Annotated in this window: 22 protein-coding genes and 1 pseudogene; 15 read left to right on the forward strand and 8 right to left on the reverse strand. The window is 26.6% G+C overall.

The window, feature by feature from the left end; genetic code table 4:
* Positions 1–56: 56 nt before the first annotated feature.
* The 5 genes from AAHM78_RS01215 (at position 57) to AAHM78_RS01235 (ending at position 3,593) form a co-directional block, all read left to right on the forward strand.
* Positions 57–266: a hypothetical protein gene (locus AAHM78_RS01215; RefSeq protein WP_342254096.1), complete on the forward strand. Its 210-nt coding sequence runs from the start codon at positions 57–59 to the stop codon at positions 264–266.
* A 142-nt stretch (positions 267–408) separates the two neighbouring features.
* A complete protein-coding gene (locus AAHM78_RS01220) occupies positions 409–801 on the forward strand; it encodes a transposase family protein (protein WP_342254097.1) in 393 nt (130 codons plus the stop codon).
* Positions 802–803: 2 nt separating this feature from the next.
* Positions 804–1,226: a transposase family protein gene (locus AAHM78_RS01225; protein ID WP_342254965.1), complete on the forward strand. Its 423-nt coding sequence runs from the start codon at positions 804–806 to the stop codon at positions 1,224–1,226.
* A gap of 195 nt (positions 1,227–1,421) precedes the next feature.
* Positions 1,422–1,700, forward strand: a complete 279-nt coding sequence (locus AAHM78_RS01230) for a hypothetical protein (protein WP_342254098.1) — start codon at positions 1,422–1,424, stop codon at positions 1,698–1,700.
* 273 nt (positions 1,701–1,973) lie between these two features.
* Positions 1,974–3,593, forward strand: a complete 1,620-nt coding sequence (locus AAHM78_RS01235; RefSeq protein WP_342254099.1) for an MATE family efflux transporter — start codon at positions 1,974–1,976, stop codon at positions 3,591–3,593.
* Positions 3,594–3,741: 148 nt separating this feature from the next.
* Here AAHM78_RS01235 and AAHM78_RS01240 read toward each other — a convergent pair whose 3' ends face one another.
* Positions 3,742–4,056 (reverse strand): HU family DNA-binding protein, encoded by a 315-nt coding sequence (locus tag AAHM78_RS01240; protein WP_342254100.1) that lies wholly within the window; start codon positions 4,054–4,056, stop codon positions 3,742–3,744.
* A gap of 221 nt (positions 4,057–4,277) precedes the next feature.
* Between AAHM78_RS01240 and AAHM78_RS01245 the strand changes: the two genes are divergently transcribed.
* The 7 genes from AAHM78_RS01245 (at position 4,278) to AAHM78_RS01275 (ending at position 11,631) form a co-directional block, all read left to right on the forward strand.
* Complete coding sequence (locus AAHM78_RS01245; protein WP_342254101.1) at positions 4,278–5,495, forward strand: spiralin repeat-containing protein; 1,218 nt, start codon at positions 4,278–4,280, stop codon at positions 5,493–5,495.
* A 186-nt stretch (positions 5,496–5,681) separates the two neighbouring features.
* The gene (gene rpsL, locus AAHM78_RS01250; RefSeq protein WP_252320120.1) at positions 5,682–6,101 is read left to right on the forward strand and encodes a 30S ribosomal protein S12; all 420 of its coding nucleotides are present in this window, start codon (positions 5,682–5,684) and stop codon (positions 6,099–6,101) included.
* Positions 6,102–6,115: 14 nt separating this feature from the next.
* The gene (rpsG, locus tag AAHM78_RS01255) at positions 6,116–6,583 is read left to right on the forward strand and encodes a 30S ribosomal protein S7 (protein ID WP_342254102.1); all 468 of its coding nucleotides are present in this window, start codon (positions 6,116–6,118) and stop codon (positions 6,581–6,583) included.
* A 15-nt stretch (positions 6,584–6,598) separates the two neighbouring features.
* Complete coding sequence (gene fusA / locus AAHM78_RS01260) at positions 6,599–8,701, forward strand: elongation factor G (protein WP_342254103.1); 2,103 nt, start codon at positions 6,599–6,601, stop codon at positions 8,699–8,701.
* Between the two features lie 103 nt (positions 8,702–8,804).
* Positions 8,805–10,061 (forward strand): elongation factor Tu, encoded by a 1,257-nt coding sequence (gene tuf, locus AAHM78_RS01265; protein ID WP_342254104.1) that lies wholly within the window; start codon positions 8,805–8,807, stop codon positions 10,059–10,061.
* Positions 10,062–10,163: 102 nt separating this feature from the next.
* A complete protein-coding gene (locus AAHM78_RS01270; RefSeq protein ID WP_252320126.1) occupies positions 10,164–10,811 on the forward strand; it encodes a nitroreductase family protein in 648 nt (215 codons plus the stop codon).
* Positions 10,812–10,833: 22 nt separating this feature from the next.
* Positions 10,834–11,631: a hypothetical protein gene (locus AAHM78_RS01275; RefSeq protein ID WP_342254105.1), complete on the forward strand. Its 798-nt coding sequence runs from the start codon at positions 10,834–10,836 to the stop codon at positions 11,629–11,631.
* A gap of 55 nt (positions 11,632–11,686) precedes the next feature.
* On the opposite strand, the gene AAHM78_RS01280 is transcribed toward AAHM78_RS01275, so the two are convergent.
* The gene (locus AAHM78_RS01280; protein WP_342254106.1) at positions 11,687–12,328 is read right to left on the reverse strand and encodes a PGDYG domain-containing protein; all 642 of its coding nucleotides are present in this window, start codon (positions 12,326–12,328) and stop codon (positions 11,687–11,689) included.
* A 138-nt stretch (positions 12,329–12,466) separates the two neighbouring features.
* Positions 12,467–13,039: pseudogene (locus AAHM78_RS01285) on the reverse strand (IS30 family transposase); the annotation flags it as partial.
* A 64-nt stretch (positions 13,040–13,103) separates the two neighbouring features.
* On the opposite strand from AAHM78_RS01285, the gene AAHM78_RS01290 reads away from it, so the two are divergent.
* Both AAHM78_RS01290 and AAHM78_RS01295 read left to right on the forward strand, forming a co-directional pair.
* Positions 13,104–13,496, forward strand: a complete 393-nt coding sequence (locus AAHM78_RS01290) for a transposase family protein (RefSeq protein WP_342254108.1) — start codon at positions 13,104–13,106, stop codon at positions 13,494–13,496.
* Positions 13,497–13,615: 119 nt separating this feature from the next.
* Positions 13,616–13,765 (forward strand): hypothetical protein, encoded by a 150-nt coding sequence (locus AAHM78_RS01295; RefSeq protein ID WP_342254109.1) that lies wholly within the window; start codon positions 13,616–13,618, stop codon positions 13,763–13,765.
* 50 nt (positions 13,766–13,815) lie between these two features.
* Here AAHM78_RS01295 and AAHM78_RS01300 read toward each other — a convergent pair whose 3' ends face one another.
* From AAHM78_RS01300 to AAHM78_RS01320, 5 genes are all read right to left on the reverse strand, one after another.
* Positions 13,816–14,025: a transposase family protein gene (locus AAHM78_RS01300; protein WP_342252825.1), complete on the reverse strand. Its 210-nt coding sequence runs from the start codon at positions 14,023–14,025 to the stop codon at positions 13,816–13,818.
* Positions 13,992–14,120, reverse strand: a complete 129-nt coding sequence (locus tag AAHM78_RS01305; protein WP_342252839.1) for a hypothetical protein — start codon at positions 14,118–14,120, stop codon at positions 13,992–13,994. Before AAHM78_RS01305 ends, AAHM78_RS01300 begins: the two co-directional genes overlap by 34 nt.
* A gap of 119 nt (positions 14,121–14,239) precedes the next feature.
* Positions 14,240–14,632 (reverse strand): transposase family protein, encoded by a 393-nt coding sequence (locus tag AAHM78_RS01310; RefSeq protein WP_342252835.1) that lies wholly within the window; start codon positions 14,630–14,632, stop codon positions 14,240–14,242.
* A gap of 301 nt (positions 14,633–14,933) precedes the next feature.
* The gene (locus tag AAHM78_RS01315) at positions 14,934–15,254 is read right to left on the reverse strand and encodes a transposase (protein WP_342254110.1); all 321 of its coding nucleotides are present in this window, start codon (positions 15,252–15,254) and stop codon (positions 14,934–14,936) included.
* A 515-nt stretch (positions 15,255–15,769) separates the two neighbouring features.
* The gene (locus AAHM78_RS01320) at positions 15,770–16,180 is read right to left on the reverse strand and encodes a transposase family protein (protein WP_342254111.1); all 411 of its coding nucleotides are present in this window, start codon (positions 16,178–16,180) and stop codon (positions 15,770–15,772) included.
* Positions 16,181–16,405: 225 nt separating this feature from the next.
* Here AAHM78_RS01320 and AAHM78_RS01325 point away from each other — a divergent pair.
* Positions 16,406–17,529, forward strand: a protein-coding gene (locus AAHM78_RS01325; RefSeq protein ID WP_342254966.1) for an IS3 family transposase whose coding sequence is annotated in 2 segments (ribosomal slippage) — positions 16,406–16,655 and positions 16,655–17,529 — 1,125 coding nt in all. Because the reading frame shifts where the segments join, the coding sequence is not laid out codon by codon here.
* Positions 17,530–17,646: the final 117 nt, after the last annotated feature.

Genomic DNA, 17,646 nt, shown 5'->3' on the forward strand with positions numbered 1-17,646 from the left:
CTACTTTTATTTTATTTTTCCATATTGCTTTTAATAAAGTAATTAGTGTTGAATTTATGACAGGTTTATTATTGCGCTTAATATTTGGATTAAATGTTGCTAGAAGAGCAGTGGAATTTGTAAATAATAATTTTTTTGTTACTATAATTTACTCATTTGTTAAGATGTCAATTTTAATTTTCTTTTGTGCTTTTTTATCAAGACAGTATGTAAAACTATTTAAATTTAAAGTATTTGCTATAGAAAAAAAAGCAATTATTCATTAAATTATTATAATTAATCTTTTTCTCTTATAATAAAATAATTATTATCTTTTAATGATTAACGATTTTCCTCATTAGACTTGGTGCAAAACCTTTAATTTTAACAATTTAACGATTATTATTAATATTAAAGGTGATAGTTATTATGTTGAAAAAATATAAAAATGATCAAGAATTTTATAGTTTAGTCGGCATAAAGCCACAAACATTTTATAAAATGCTTGAAATTTTAAAAATTGCTGAGTCTAAACAAAAATATTATGGTGGTAGAAAAAATAAAATTGTAATTGAAGAGCGTTTATTAATGACTTTAGAATATTGAAAAGACTATAGTAGTTATAGAGTTATTGCAAAAAGATATAATATTAGTCATACTAGTTGCATTCGTAATATTTTTTGAATTGAAAATATTTTAATAAAAAGCGGAATTTTTAATTTACCTGGAAAAAAAGATTTAACAAAAAATAAAGGTACTAATAATAATTTGTTAGCTATTGATGCTACTGAAACTCCAATTGAAAGAATTAAAAAAAACTAAAATTACTTTTTTCAGGTAAAAAGAAACATCATTCTCTCAAATCCCAAATAATTATTTATATTTCCAATGGAAAAATTATTTCAACTGCTTTTTGTTTTGGAAGCATTCATGATTTTAAATTGCTTCTAAAATCTAAAACTTTTATTCATCCAGAAAAACAAGTTTTTGTTGATTCAGGTTATCAAGGTATACAAAATATTCACAAAAATACATTTTTGCCATTTAAAAAAAGTAAATACAATCAATTAACACCAATTCAAAAAGAATACAATAAAACTTTAAGTAAAATTAGAATTAAAATTGAACACGTATTTGCTAAACTAAAACGTTTTAAAATTTTAAGTTTAAAATATCGCAATAAAATACGAAGATTTGCATTAAGATTTAATTTAATAGCAGGAATATATAATTTTGAATTACCTTAGTTTTGCACCAAGTCTATTTTATAATCAACCATCTTTATTTGAAAAAATAAGTTAGCGGTTGGTTTTACTGTTAATTATTTTAGTGATGAAGAAGGAAAAGTAGCAGCAGATGATGAAGAACAGGCTGCTGATGATATTTAAGTTAAAATTACAGCAGATGTTAATGATCCTTATTGAGTAGGAACAACAGCCATTTTGAAAGTAACTTTAACAGATAAGCGTTCTGATTTAAATACAATTAAGGATTTATCAGGAATGGTTCCAATTATTGTTAATCCTAATTTGACATATCAACAAATTAATAAGAATGTTATTAATACTTCTAATCAATTGAAGAGTGGTCCTTTAACTGGTAATTTTACTATTCACTATTTTAGTGATAAATTTGCTAAACATGTAATTAATAACTATTATCAACAAGTTGGTACGGTTTATGTTATTATTACTCCTGATTTTCATACAGGAAATAAGTAAAAAACTAATAAAATACCAATTGTTTTTTCAATTGGAAGTAATGATAGTTTTTAAATAAAAATAAATTAAAGAGATTATTTTTAAATATTTATTTATTATTAGGTTATAATGTAATTATATTTTTTATAAAAATTTATATTTTAATTTTTTTCTTCTAACGTTTTTTAAAATAATAAACATGTTTTTTATTTGTGACAGCAATAGATATTTTAGTTATGAGCTTTTATAAAATATAATATTAATTAGATTAATTTTGTTAGAAAGGATAATATTATGGAAAAAGAAAATCTTGCTAAAGTTACTCTCAATAAACGAAAAGAAAGAAATTCAATAAACAAGTTGAAAAGACAAGCTATTTTTAGCACGGCAAATCCATGAAAAGCAATCTTTATTATGGTCACACCACCTTTAATTGCTGTAATTATTTTTTCTACTTATCAAATTTTTGATAAATGAATTGCTACACAATGAGGTGGACAAAGTATTATTGATCGTTATAATAATTATCAAAATTCAGGAATAATGATAACTGCTGAACAAGCATTAAAAATTATTAATATTGCTACTACTTATGCTGCTGTTCCTTCTTCAATGATGGTTTCCTTTGCCTTAATGGTTGCAACTGGAACAGGTATTAAGTTTTCGATTGCATATGGTCAAAATAAACGAGAACAAATGTCAGAATATTTAGGAAATGGATTTTTATTATCTTTTTTAGTTTCTATTGTTCTTATGATCATTATGTATTTTAGTTGTCAGAGTATTATTGAATTTCAAGCTGGAAGTGATGCCGGAAGTAATCCAATAATTAGGGAAATAATAATTAAAGAAGCAGTTAGATTTTCGCAAATTTTAATTCTTGCTACACCATTACTTTTTTTTGCTTATTTTTTAGTTTCATTATTACGTAGTGAAGGAATGATGTTATGAACAATTTTAATTAATGTTGCGGCTTGTTTAGTAAATATATCTTTAGATTTTATTTTTGTTATTCCTGGTAAATTAGGAATGGAAGGCACTGCATATGCAACTATTATTGCTTGAGCAAGCATTAATTTATTTTCAATAGGTATTATTTGATATAGTGCCGATAATTTAAGATTTAAAGTAGCACACTTAAAACTTAAATGAGTAATAGTAACGGGCATTTTATTAATTGGTGCAACTTCTTTATTACAAAATATTGCCCAAAGTATTTTGGCAATGGTTACTACTAAAATTTTAAATACATTGCCACCTCCACACTATCATGGTGGAGGAAGTACTGGTATTCCGGTTTTTGTTCAATTATATGGTGGTATTATGCCTTGGTTAATTTTAATTAATGCACCTATTATTGGAATTACGCAGGGAGCAAGAGCATTAATTGGCTATGTTTATGGTTCAAAGGACTTTAGTCGTGTTTGACAATTGATGTGACGTTTAACTTTATTGCTTTTATTGTTGCTAATTGCTTCAGTATTATTAGTAGTAATAGCGGGGCAATATATGATGCATTTCTTTGGCGTAGATTTAGAAATGGCAAGATTCTTTAAAGTTTATATTATTATGCAGTTTGCTTTTTATCCATTAGCTACACTACATTATGTTGCTGTTATTTTCTATCAATCAATTAATCGCGGTAAATTGTCATTATTTGCTAGTTTACAACGAACAATTATAATGCCAATTATTTGTTTAGGTTTAGGATATTATGTTGCACATGTTTCTCATAATGGTTTTTATTTTTATTTATTTCTTGGCTTTATTGATTTATTTGCTGTTTTTATATTATTACCATTATTAATTTATACATTTTGAAAATCTAAACCATTTATTCATACAACTAAAGATAAAAAAACGCAAATATCTAATTTATCAGAAAAAAAAGTAGTTAATAAAAATATATCTTAATATTAATATATGAAGAAAGTAAAAAATACTCATTTAAAACAGAGTATTTTTTAATTATTTAAGATTAAAAAAGGTTGTTAATTTTACAAATTAAAAGGAATGAATATACAATCTATATTTGATTGAAGTCATTCCTAAAATAAAATATTTATTTACCTTCATTAACTCTCTTTTTTAATGCTTTACAAGAATTAAATTTAACTACTCGCTTTCTAGGAATAGCCATTGGTTCTGAATTTTGTGGATTTACTCCTGGTCGAGCTTTGCGGTATTTAATAGTAAAAGTTCCAAAGTTACGTAGTGTTACTTTTTCTCCTTTAATTAAAGCAGTAGCAATTTTATCTAAAATAAATTCTAACACTTCTTTGTATTCTTTTTCTGATAATTCTAATTTTTTTTGTACAGCTCGTGCTATCTGACTTTTTTGCATAAAATTTTCAATCCTTTCTTCACCAATTACCATAAGTATGCTATAAAAACATGCCTTAAATGATACTTATTATTATATAACATTTTTTAAAAAAAACTTATTTAATGAAAATTAAAGACTAGTAAAAAATAAGATTTGAATATATAAATTTATATGTTAATTAACATGTGCAAAGCAAAAAAATCTTTACATTAATTTTCTTGTATGTTAAAATTAAAAAAATAAGTAAATAGCTATTTCGGAGGTACTAAGATATGCAAATGAAAAATTTATTAAGACTTATGGGTGCATTAGCCCTAACAACAGTAGCTACTACTTCAGTTGTAGCTTGTGGTGATCAAACTGATAAGCAAGATATTAAAGATGTTAAAGTTGATGATCTTAAAACAGCAGTAGATAGTGAAAAAACTTTTGGTGAATTAAATACTAATAAAGAGATTACTGATGCAGTTGCAGCAGCGATTAAAAAAACAACTAAATTAGATGTTAGTGTAGGTACTGATTTTACTTTAACTAATGATAAGAAAAAAGAAGATAAACAAGTTGCTGGTGAAGTTAAATTTACAGTTACAGCACAAGGTGATAAAATTTCAGGAACATTTACATTTACAGATACTTTAACTGTTGCTAAGCAAGATATTAAAGATGTTAAAGTTGATGATCTTAAAACAGCAGTAGATAGTGAAAAAACTTTTGGTGAATTAAATACTAATAAAGAGATTACTGATGCAGTTGCAGCAGCGATTAAAAAAACAACTAAATTAGATGTTAGTGTAGGTACTGATTTTACTTTAACTAATGATAAGAAAAAAGAAGATAAACAAGTTGCTGGTGAAGTTAAATTTACAGTTACAGCACAAGGTTATAAAATTTCAGGAACATTTACATTTACAGATACTTTAACTGTGGCTAAGCAAGATATTAAAGATGTTAAAGTTGATGATATTAAAACAGCAGTAGATAGTGAAAAAACTTTTGGTGAATTAAATACTAATAAAGAGATTACTGATGCAGTTGCAGCAGCGATTAAAAAAACAACTAAATTAGATGTTAGTGTAGGTACTGATTTTACTTTAACTAATGATAAGAAAAAAGAAGATAAACAAGTTGCTGGTGAAGTTAAATTTACAGTTACAGCACAAGGTGATAAAATTTCAGGAACATTTACATTTACAGATACTATAACTGTTGCTCAGCAAGATATTAAAGATGTTAAAGTTGATGATCTTAAAACAGCAGTAGATAGTGAAAAAACTTTTGGTGAATTAAATACTAATAAAGAGATTACTGATGCAGTTGCAGCAGCGATTAAAAAAACAACTAAATTAGATGTTAGTGTAGGTACTGATTTTATTTTAACTAACGATAAGAAAAAAGAAGATAAACAAGTTGCTGGTGAAGTTAAATTTACAGTTACAGCACAAGGTGATAAAATTTCAGGAACATTTACATTTACAGATACTATTGAATAAATAATTAATATATATTAATTTAAAATGACACAATTTAAATTATGTCATTTTTTTCTAATTATTTTTCAAAATTTATTTGACTATTACTATTAAAAACTGGTATTATACTTATTGGACTAAATTTTGATACACCGGGAATTGTGTATATAATTAATTCTTTAAAATCATAAAGGAGGCTAACGATTAATGCCAACAATGAACCAACTATTACGTAAAGGACGTACAGATAAAAAATACAAATCTAAATCACCAGCGTTAAATGTTTCATATAATTCATTAACAAAAACAACTTCTTCAATTAGCAGTCCGCAAAAAAAAGGTGTAGCGCTTGTAGTTACTACAAGAACACCAAAAAAACCTAACTCAGCTTTAAGAAAAATTGTTCGTGCTCGTTTAACTAACGGTATGGAAGTTACTGCTTATATTTCTGGAGAAGGTCATAATTTGCAAGAACATGCTATTGTTGGAATCCGTGGTGGAAGAGTTAAAGACTTACCTGGAGTTAGATACCATGTTATTCGTGGGTATTCTGATACTGCCGGAGTAGTAAATCGTAATCAAGGTCGTTCTAAATACGGAACTAAAAAACCAAAAGATAAGAAATAAGGAGGTAAAACTAAATGCGTAAAAATCAAGCTATTAAAAGAGAATTAGTTGCTGATCCAATTTATGATTCAAAAATTGTTACTCAATTAATTAACGCCATTATGATTGATGGTAAAAAAAGTGTAGCTCAAAAAATTGTTTATAATTCTTTTAAAATTGTTGGAGAAAAAACCAAACAAGTACCATTAGAAGTATTTGAAAAGGCAATTGCTAATATTACACCACAATTAGAAATTAAAACTCGAAGAATTGGTGGTGCAAACTATCAAGTTCCTATTGAAGTTAGTGCTACTCGTAAGATAACTTTAGCAATTCGTTGATTAGTTTCTTATTCACAAGCAAGATATGGTAATAGTATGCAAGATAAACTTGCAGCTGAGATTATGGATGCTGCTACCGGTAATGGTTCATCAATTAAAAAACGTGATGAAATTCATCGTATGGCTGAAGCTAATAAAGCCTTTGCTCACTATAAATGATAATAAAGGAGAGAGAAAATGGCAGAAAAATCAGGTCGAGAATATTCACTAGTAAATACTAGAAATATTGGAATTATGGCTCATATTGATGCTGGTAAAACTACAACAACAGAAAGAGTTTTATATCATACTGGTAAAATTCATAAAATCGGTGAGGTACATGAAGGTGCCGCAACTATGGACTGAATGGAACAAGAACAAGAACGTGGTATTACTATTACTTCAGCTGCAACAACTGCTGTTTGAAGAAATAATCGAATAAATATTATTGATACTCCGGGTCACGTTGATTTTACTGTTGAAGTTGAACGTTCATTAAGAGTTTTAGACGGAGCAGTTGCTGTATTAGACGCGCAAACCGGAGTTGAACCACAAACCGAAACTGTTTGAAATCAAGCAACTAGGTATAATGTACCAAGAATTGTTTTTGCAAATAAAATGGATAAAATCGGGGCTGACTTTGCTCATTCAATTCAAACATTAAAAGATCGTCTTGGTGCTAATGCTCATGCAATTCAATGACCAATTGGTGCAGAAGATGCTTTTGATGGAATTATTGATATAATTGAGATGAAAGCATACCATTTTGATGGTAAACCAAATGAGGATTATAAAGAAATTGCAATTCCTGAAGAACTTAAAGATGTTATTGCAAGTAGACGTGAGGAATTATTAGAAGCGCTTTCTCACTTTGATGATGATTTCTTTATGAAATATGCTGAAGGAGAAGTAACTGTTGCTGAAATTAAGACAGTAATTCGTAAAGCAACAATTGCTGCTGAGTTTTTCCCGGTATTATGTGGTAGTGCCTTTAAAAATAAAGGTGTTAAATTAATGTTAGATGCAGTTATTGATTACTTGCCTTCACCATTAGATGTACCTGCAATTAAAGGAATATTACCTGTTTCATCAAAAGAAGTAGAACGTCATTCTAGTGATGAAGAACCGTTCTCAGCGTTAGCATTTAAGATCATGACTGACCCTTTTGTTGGAAGATTAACTTTTTTTAGAGTATATTCGGGAACATTAGAATCTGGTAGTTATGTATTAAACTCAACTAAAGAAAAAAAAGAGCGTGTTGGTCGAATTTTACAAATGCATGCCAATAGTCGTGCCGAAATTAAAAAGGTTTATGCTGGTGACATTGCTGCTATTGTTGGCTTAAAAGATACAACTACTGGTGATACATTATGTGATGAAAAACACGAAGTTATTTTAGAAAAAATGGTGTTTCCAGAACCAGTTATTTCATTAGCGCTTGAACCAAAAACAAAAGCTGATCAAGAAAAAATGAGTTTAGGTTTACAAAAACTTGCAGAAGAAGATCCGACATTCCGTGTTTCATCAGACAAAGAAACAGGACAGACAATTATTTCAGGAATGGGAGAACTGCATTTAGACATCTTAACTGATCGTTTAAAACGTGAATTTAAAGTAGCAACTAACATTGGAAATCCACAAGTTGCTTATCGTGAAACAATTAAAGCAGTTTGTGAGCGCGCTGAGGGTAAATATATTCATCAATCAGGTGGTCGCGGCCAATATGGACATGTTATTATTAAATTTGAACCAAATCCAGATAAAGGATTTGAGTTTGTTGATAAAATTGTTGGTGGTAAAGTGCCACGTGAATACATTAAACCAGTACAAGAAGGATTAATTGAATCATTAGCTAATGGTTTAATTGCTGGATATCCAGTTATTGACGTTAAAGCAACATTATATGATGGTTCATTCCACCCTGTTGACTCTTCAGAACGTGCCTTTAATATTGCAGCTTCTAAGTCTTTACAAGATAATAAAGATTTATTAAAACCAGTATTATTAGAACCAATTATGAATGTTGAAGTTATTATTCCAGATGAATATTATGGTTCTATTGTTGGTAAAATTTCTGGTAAAAGAGGTACTATTGAAGCAGATGAAATGCGTGGTAACAGTAAAGTTGTTAAAGCTAAAGTGCCTTTATCTGAAATGTTTGGTTATGCTACTGAATTACGTTCAATGACCCAAGGACGTGGAACATATACAATGTCTTTTTCACACTATGAAGAAGCACCAAAATCAGTTGCTGAATCAGTTGCTGGTAAATATCAAAAAGGAAGAATTACTAAAAAATAAAATAATTTAATTGAAAGTATAATAAGTTTACTTTAAAATTATCTTAGTGTTTAATTTAATTAAATAAAAATAAGTATTAATTATTTCCAAGGAGGAAACAAAAATGGCAGAAAAAGAAGTAAAAAAATCAAAGCCTGTATCAACAGGCCCAAAACAAAAATTTGAACGTACAAAACCGCACGTTAATGTTGGAACAATTGGTCACGTTGACCATGGAAAAACAACATTAACTGCTGCAATTACTAGTTATTGTTCAAAACATGAAGCAGATGGATATAAAGGTATGTTTAAGGACTATGCCTCTATCGATGCTGCTCCAGAAGAAAAAGCACGTGGTATTACTATTAATACAGCTCACGTTGAATATGAAACACCAACTCGTCACTATGCACACGTTGACTGTCCAGGTCACGCTGACTACATTAAAAATATGATTACAGGTGCAGCTCAAATGGATGGTTCGGTGTTAGTTGTTTCTTCAACTGATGGTCCAATGCCACAAACACGTGAACACATTCTATTGGCACGTCAAGTTGGAGTTAAAAAAATTGTTGTATTCTTAAATAAGTGTGATATGGAAAGTGTAGACGATGATGTATTAGAACTTGTTGAAATGGAAATTCGTGAATTACTAACTAAGTATGAATTTGAAGGTGATGATACACCAATTATTCGTGGTTCTGCAAGAGGAGCATTAGATGGTAAAAAAGAATGAGAAGAAAAAATTAAAGAATTATTAACAGCAATGGATGAATGAATTCCGACACCAAAAAGAGAAGTTGATAAACCAGTATTATTAGCTGTTGAAGATGTTTTCACTATTACTGGACGTGGAACAGTAGCTACTGGAAGAATTGAACGTGGAACTTTAAAAGTTAATGATGAAATTGATATTATTGGTATTAACAAAGGTCTTAAAAAAGTTGTTGTTACTGGTATTGAAATGTTCAGAAAATTATTAGATGAAGCACAAGCCGGTGATAACGTTGGAGTATTATTACGTGGAGTTAAACGTGAAGATATTCAACGTGGACAAGTTATTGCTAAACCAGGATCAGTTACTCCACATACTAAATTTAAAGGTGAAGTTTATATTCTAACTAAAGAAGAAGGTGGACGTCATACTTCATTTAATCCAGGATATCGACCACAATTTTATTTCCGTACAACTGATGTTACAGGAAGTATGGGAGACTTTATTAATAAAGGTGAAAAATCGGAATTAATTATGCCGGGTGATAACGTTACTATTACTGTTGAATTAATTCACCCAGTTGCCCTTGAGAAAGGTACTCAATTCTCAATCCGTGAAGGTGGAAGAACTGTTGGTGCTGGACGAGTTACTGAAGTTATTAAATAATCACATTAAATCAAAAATCTTTATTCTCAAAAGAGAATAAAGATTTTTGATTAAAAATATTTTAGTAGTAAAATTAATTTATAGAAAAGAGATGACAAATCAATGCCTTATGTTAAAGAGCTGGAAAGTCTAATTTTAAATCGTAAATCAATTCGTAATTATGATCCTAGTAAAATTATTAGTGATAGTAAAATTAACGATATTCTTAACTATGTGCGTCATACCCCATCTTCATATGGTTTAGAACCATGAAAAATTTTAGTTATTAGTAATTCTAAAATTAAAGCACAATTGCAACCAATCATAAATAATCAACAACAAGTTAGTACTTGTTCACATTTATTTATTTTATTAAGTTATAGTGGTGAAAATTTCAATACTAGTAATCAATGATTTGTTGATACTGTTATGAAAAGACGTAATTTAACAAAACCACAATACGAAATTTATAAATCAACATTTAATAATTTCTTTGATCATGACAAAAAAACACAAATAAATCATTGGGCACAATGTCAAACTTTTATTTTATTACAAAATCTTTTATTATTATTAACTGCTCATGAAATTGATAATGTTGTATTAGGTGGTTTTAATGAACAACAATTATTAACTTACTTAGAATCAAATAAGATTATTGAACCCAATAAGTATCATGTTACAATTTTAGTGTCTGCTGGTTATGGTTATCCATCAAAAACTAAAATTATTAAAAACGAAGTTAGTGAAATCAGTACGCTTATCAAATAAATGTATTAGAAAAGGTATTGCAATGGAAAAATTAAAAATAAATAACTTAGATATTGAATTAAATATTAATGTTATTGGTAAATTTTTAGATAAGATTGAATATCCAATTCTTATTTTTGATTTTGAGACTTTTCGTAATTTATTACATAAAAAAAAGAACAATTCGTATGCTCATGATTTTGAAAAAATTTTTTCAATTGCATTATTAATTATTAATAAAAAAGAAGATTTAAGCGTTATTAATTTACAAAATAAAAAGTTACATTTGTTCGTTAAAACTGTTATTCCACAACCAAATATTTTAAATGAAGATTTAAAGCTTGTTAAACATCAGCAACAGTTTTTTAAATTTTTAACTAATAAGTTATTAAAACATAACATTAAATCTTTGATTTTACTTGGTGCTAGAACTGAGATATTAATGCTAAAAAACTATTTGAGTTATCATAATGATGAAAGTAAATTCAAAAATAAAGTTAGTTATTTTTTTCAAAAACATAAAATTTTTGATTTATATGACATTTGAAATAATGATCAAGTTTTAAATTTACCTTTATATAAAAAAGGTTTACATCTTGATGTTGGTGCTACTAAAAAAACTTCAATACTAATTAAAAATAATAATGATTATTGTAAAATATTAAAAGAACAATTTTCATTAACAAATAATAATATCGGAAGAATTATTGATCAATATTTTTTTAATAATATTTGTTTATTACCTAGTTTTACTACGCAAGTAGCAAATCATAATCAAAATGATGTTCTAATTGGCGCTGCGATATTATCATTACTTTATACTTTTTGTGATAAATATTAAGAAAATAAAAAATATTAATTATTTAAATTAATATTTTTTATTACATTTTATTTTTTTAGTTCAAATTTTTTGGTGTTTGTGAATTATATATTGTTGTATTTGTTGATAAAGGCATTAAATTATTAATTTCATTAACATTCAATCTTGTTTCACTATTTGAACTTACATCTTGAGTTTCTAAATTATCATCATTATTTGTTAATTTAAGTAAATTTTGAAATTGTTCTTCAAGTTCTGTTTTAGATTGACTAATTAAATAAGTATTTTCAAACACTGATTTTTTGCAAGGATATCAATATCCATCTTCATCTCAAATTAAAACATCTTCTTTAGTATATTGTACTTCTTTTTTAGTACCATTTGGACCCCAAGGTAGTGATAATTCTCCACTTTTATTATCTTTATTAAGATTAACTATTTTTATTTTAGAATCGGGATTTGCTCAAGCTTCCCCCTTACTTATATTATTAATAACTGGAATATAAGTATTTTTAAATTTTTTTTGGTTAACAACTCAATGTTCACCAATAACTCCTGTAATAATATAATCACCGCGATGACAAGTTACTGTTACTTTTTCTAGTGTTTCAATTTCTAATGGATTATTATCTTGATGTAATTGAAATTCATATTTTACAGTAGGGTTTTTAATACAAAATGTAACATTTGAATTTTCTGTATTTTCTTTAAATAACATATTTTCTCCTTCATCTTTTTGTTTTTTTGAATAAAGACTTTATTTTAAAAATAAACATATAGTAAATTTTAAATTTCAATATTTATCTTTATTTTTTTAAAATAATTCCTGAGTTGTAAATATAAATGGGACAGTTTTTTAAAATAATTGTATTAAATCTATTGGTCTTTTATAAGAGAGCGATTTTCTGGGTGTAGAATTAATTTGAAATGCTATAAAATTTAAATCTTTTTGTTTATATGAAGATAGATCTGTAGATTTTGGTAAATATCTTCTTAAAATACCATTATTATTTTAATTTAAACCCCTTTGGCAAGGTTTACCAGGATCTGCAAAATAAATTTTGACATTACAAATTTTTTCGATTAATCTTCATTTACTAAATTCTTTACCACGATCAAAAGTAATGGTTTTAACTGTTCCTTTTTGTAACTTTGAAATAAATTTTATTATACTTTTCGTAATATTTTCTGATTTATGATTTTTAGTTACTAAAGGAATTGTGGTTTTTGATCATATATCAGCCAAAGTAATAATAGAACTTTTATGATCTTTGCCAATGATAGTATCACCTTCTAAATGACCAAATTCTTGTATATTTTTAATATTAGGAATGATTAAATTTCTTTCATGAATAGACTTACAATTATTAATTTTGCCCCCAGTTTCTTTTTGTTTGTGAGATTTATTTTTGCCTTTTCTCAATAGACTTGGTGCAAAACCTTTAATTTTAACAATTTAACGATTATTATTAATATTAAAGGTGATAGTTATTATGTTGAAAAAATATAAAGATGATCAAGAATTTTATAGTTTAGTCGGCATAAAGCCACAAACATTTTATAAAATGCTTGAAATTTTAAAAATTGCTGAGTCTAAACAAAAATATTATGGTGGTAGAAAAAATAAAATTGTAATTGAAGAGCGTTTATTAATGACTTTAGAATATTGAAAAGACTATAGTAGTTATAGAGTTATTGCAAAAAGATATAATATTAGTCATACTAGTTGCATTCGTAATATTTTTTGAATTGAAAATATTTTAATAAAAAGCGGAATTTTTAATTTACCTGGAAAAAAAGATTTAACAAAAAATAAAGGTACTAATAATAATTTGTTAGCTATTGATGCTACTGAAACTCCAATTGAAAGAATTAAAAAAAAATAAAATTACTTTTTTCAGGTAAAAATAAACATCATTCTCTCAAATCCCAAATAATTATTGATATTTCCAATGGAAAAATTATTTCAACTGCTTTTTGTTTTGGAAGCATTCATGATTTTAAATTGCTTCTAAAATCTAAAACTTTTATTCATCCAGAAAAACATTTTAATTTTCAAAAAAACTCTTGATGAAATAAAAAAAATCATCAACCTGGCCTAAAATTTGATTTTATTTCATTTTGGGATTTATTTTTTTTACAAACTGAAATATAATGCTTCAGATTTTGCATAAGGTGATATTTTATAATAGACTTGGTGCAAAACTAAGGTAATTCAAAATTATATATTCCTGCTATTAAATTAAATCTTAATGCAAATCTTCGTATTTTATTGCGATATTTTAAACTTAAAATTTTAAAACGTTTTAGTTTAGCAAATACGTGTTCAATTTTAATTCTAATTTTACTTAAAGTTTTATTGTATTCTTTTTGAATTGGTGTTAATTGATTGTATTTACTTTTTTTAAATGGCAAAAATGTATTTTTATGAATATTTTGTATACCTTGATAACCTGAATCAACAAAAACTTTTTTTCTGGATGAATAAAAGTTTTAGATTTTAGAAGCAATTTAAAATCATGAATGCTTCCAAAACAAAAAGCAGTTGAAATAATTTTTCCATTGGAAATATCAATAATTATTTGGGATTTGAGAGAATGATGTTTCTTTTTACCTGAAAAAAGTAATTTTAGTTTTTTTTAATTCTTTCAATTGGAGTTTCAGTAGCATCAATAGCTAACAAATTATTATTAGTACCTTTATTTTTTGTTAAATCTTTTTTTCCAGGTAAATTAAAAATTCCGCTTTTTATTAAAATATTTTCAATTCAAAAAATATTACGAATGCAACTAGTATGACTAATATTATATCTTTTTGCAATAACTCTATAACTACTATAGTCTTTTCAATATTCTAAAGTCATTAATAAACGCTCTTCAATTACAATTTTATTTTTTCTACCACCATAATATTTTTGTTTAGACTCAGCAATTTTTAAAATTTCAAGCATTTTATAAAACGTTTGTGGCTTTATGCCGACTAAACTATAAAATTCTTGATCATCTTTATATTTTTTCAACATAATAACTATCACCTTTAATATTAATAATAATCGTTAAATTGTTAAAATTAAAGGTTTTGCACCAAGTCTATTTTAGAAGCAATTTAAAATCATGAATGCTTCCAAAACAAAAAGCAGTTGAAATAATTTTTCCATTGGAAATATCAATAATTATTTGGGATTTGAGAGAATGATGTTTCTTTTTACCTGAAAAAAGTAATTTTAGTTTTTTTTAAGGCTTTTATCCCTTTATGTACTATTTTTAAATTTTATCACATAAACGGAGATAAAAGCCTACCTAGGAAATTATCCCCACATGTATTTAAATCAAACACAAAATTACAGTTTCAAAACTAGGTATGTTATTGAATTTATATGCTGATTCTTTTGCATATAAATGAATATTGTGCTTTGAAACTCTTATGTGTGTTCGGAAAGTTCGTCGGATGTGCTTTCGTGCTGATTCAATCTGGTTTGTGTTTACACCTGTTGGTGACACATACCCAACTTCATGATTTACGATTTCATGTTTGGGATAGAAGTTTTTGAAACTTACATATCCCTTCCAAGAATCCGTAAATAGACAGCACTCAGTAAAAATGTGTTTCAATGTAAATCTTAAAAGGTTTTTTTTCATCTGCATTTTTCAGCACCTTCACAATTAGTTTGTTGCTGGTTTTCTCATAAACTCCAACAATCAAAGTTTTATTCAACAACGATCTTCCTTGTTTTTTAAAACCTAAATGTGAAATATACATTTCATCCATCTGTGCTGTGCCATCAACAATGAAACCTGCATCTTGATTTCCAATTCTAGTCCTGATTTCATGACACATTCTTCAAGCTGTTTTATAGGTCACACCCAATTCCCTTGCAACATCGGTTGCTGGTATGCCATGCTTTGTGTTTATTCATCTAAAGATGAGATAAAACCAAGATGTCATTTGGGTCTGTGACTTATAAAAAATGGTTCCATAAAGAATACTAAATGTTTGGTTACAGTTCAAACATCGTATTCTTCTCAAATCAGAAGTATTCAAACTAGAAGAAGCACACCTGATGCATTTCATTATTTTCAACTTCGCTATATATTTCAAACAATCGTTTTCAGTTTGAAATATTCTATTGAATTCATTTCAATTCATTTTTTCCTCCACACTAGTACATGTGGGGATAATTTCTTTTTTTAATTCTTTCAATTGGAGTTTCAGTAGCATCAATAGCTAACAAATTATTATTAGTACCTTTATTTTTTGTTAAATCTTTTTTTCCAGGTAAATTAAAAATTCCGCTTTTTATTAAAATATTTTCAATTCAAAAAATATTACGAATGCAACTAGTATGACTAATATTATATCTTTTTGCAATAACTCTATAACTACTATAGTCTTTTCAATATTCTAAAGTCATTAATAAACGCTCTTCAATTACAATTTTATTTTTTCTACCACCATAATATTTTTGTTTAGACTCAGCAATTTTTAAAATTTCAAGCATTTTATAAAATGTTTGTGGCTTTATGCCGACTAAACTATAAAATTCTTGATCATCTTTATATTTTTTCAACATAATAACTATCACCTTTAATATTAATAATAATCGTTAAATTGTTAAAATTAAAGGTTTTGCACCAAGTCTAATAAGTTATTTTCATCAAAACCCATTCGATTTGTTTTAAACATGTTATATAAAGTTTTTGTTGAAATACTTTTTATTTTATTTTCTGGATAGGTTACACTTTATTGGACACCAATTACGTAGACAAGTGAACAAATTAGTTAAAAGAAAGGAACTATAATTGTGGCTAATATTAACTCATATACCGACGAATTTAAGAAACAAATAGTAGCTTTATATCAAAGTGGTAAGTCAGTGTCTTGTCTTGCTAAAGAGTACAATGTTACAAGAGCAGCTACTTATAATTGAATTAAGCAATTTACTAATTCAGGTAGTTTTAAATCTAAAGATAATCGTTCTGTTGAAGAAAATGAATTAATTAAATTAAGAAAAGAATTAAAACAGTTACGAATGGAAAATGATATTTTAAAGCAAGCAGCACTAATAATAGGCAGAAAATAGAGATTATTATCAATAATAAATGTAAATATAAAATTCGTACAATGTGTCGTTTTTTAAAACTCTCTAAATCAACATATTATTTTAATTTCAAGAAAAAAGAAAAAAATCAAAATAATATGTATGATGAAGCTGTTATTAGTGCTTTTAAAGAAAATAAAGAAATTTATGGCACAAGAAGATTAAAAGTCGTATTAGAAAACCAAGAAATTTATTTATCAAGACGAAAAATTAAAGAAATTATGAATAAACATAATTTAATATCAAAATACACCAAATTAAGACACAAAAATCATCATAATAAAGTCAATGATAGTCAAATAACTAATCTTGTTAATAGAAACTTTAAGAATAGGATTAAAAACGAAGTTATTGTTAGTGATTTAACTTATGTTCAAGTAAATGGTAAGTGAAACTATATTTGTTTATTAATAGACCTATTTAACCGCGAAATTATTGGACATAGTGTAGGCACTAAAAAAGATGCATCATTAGTATATGAAGCATTTATGCAATCAAATCGCTGTTTAAAAGATATTCAAATATTTCATAGCGATCGAGGTAATGAATTTAATAATAAAATTATTGATAAACTTTTACTAGCATTCAATATTACTCGCTCTTTAAGCAAAAAAGGATGTCCTTATGACAATGCTGTTGCTGAAGCAACTTTTAAAACTTTCAAAACAGAATTTATTAATGATAAAAATTTTACATCATTAATCCAATTAAAATTAGAATTATTTAATTATATCAATTGATATAACAACATACGAATTCATAGCACTTTAAACTACCTAACTCCAGTTAATTATCAAAAACAAATGTCTACCAAAAAATAGTCCTAAAAAAAGGTTGCCATTCCAAATGATGGGCGTATCAAGTTAATGGTTAGATTTAAAAAGAAGTTAAATGAGAGATAATACTCTCATTTTTTAATTGTTAAACAATTATAATTA

Origin of the sequence: Spiroplasma endosymbiont of Zeiraphera isertana (genome assembly GCF_964030805.1) — a bacterium.
Classification (GTDB): Bacteria; Bacillota_I; Bacilli_A; order Mycoplasmatales; family VBWQ01; genus Spiroplasma_E.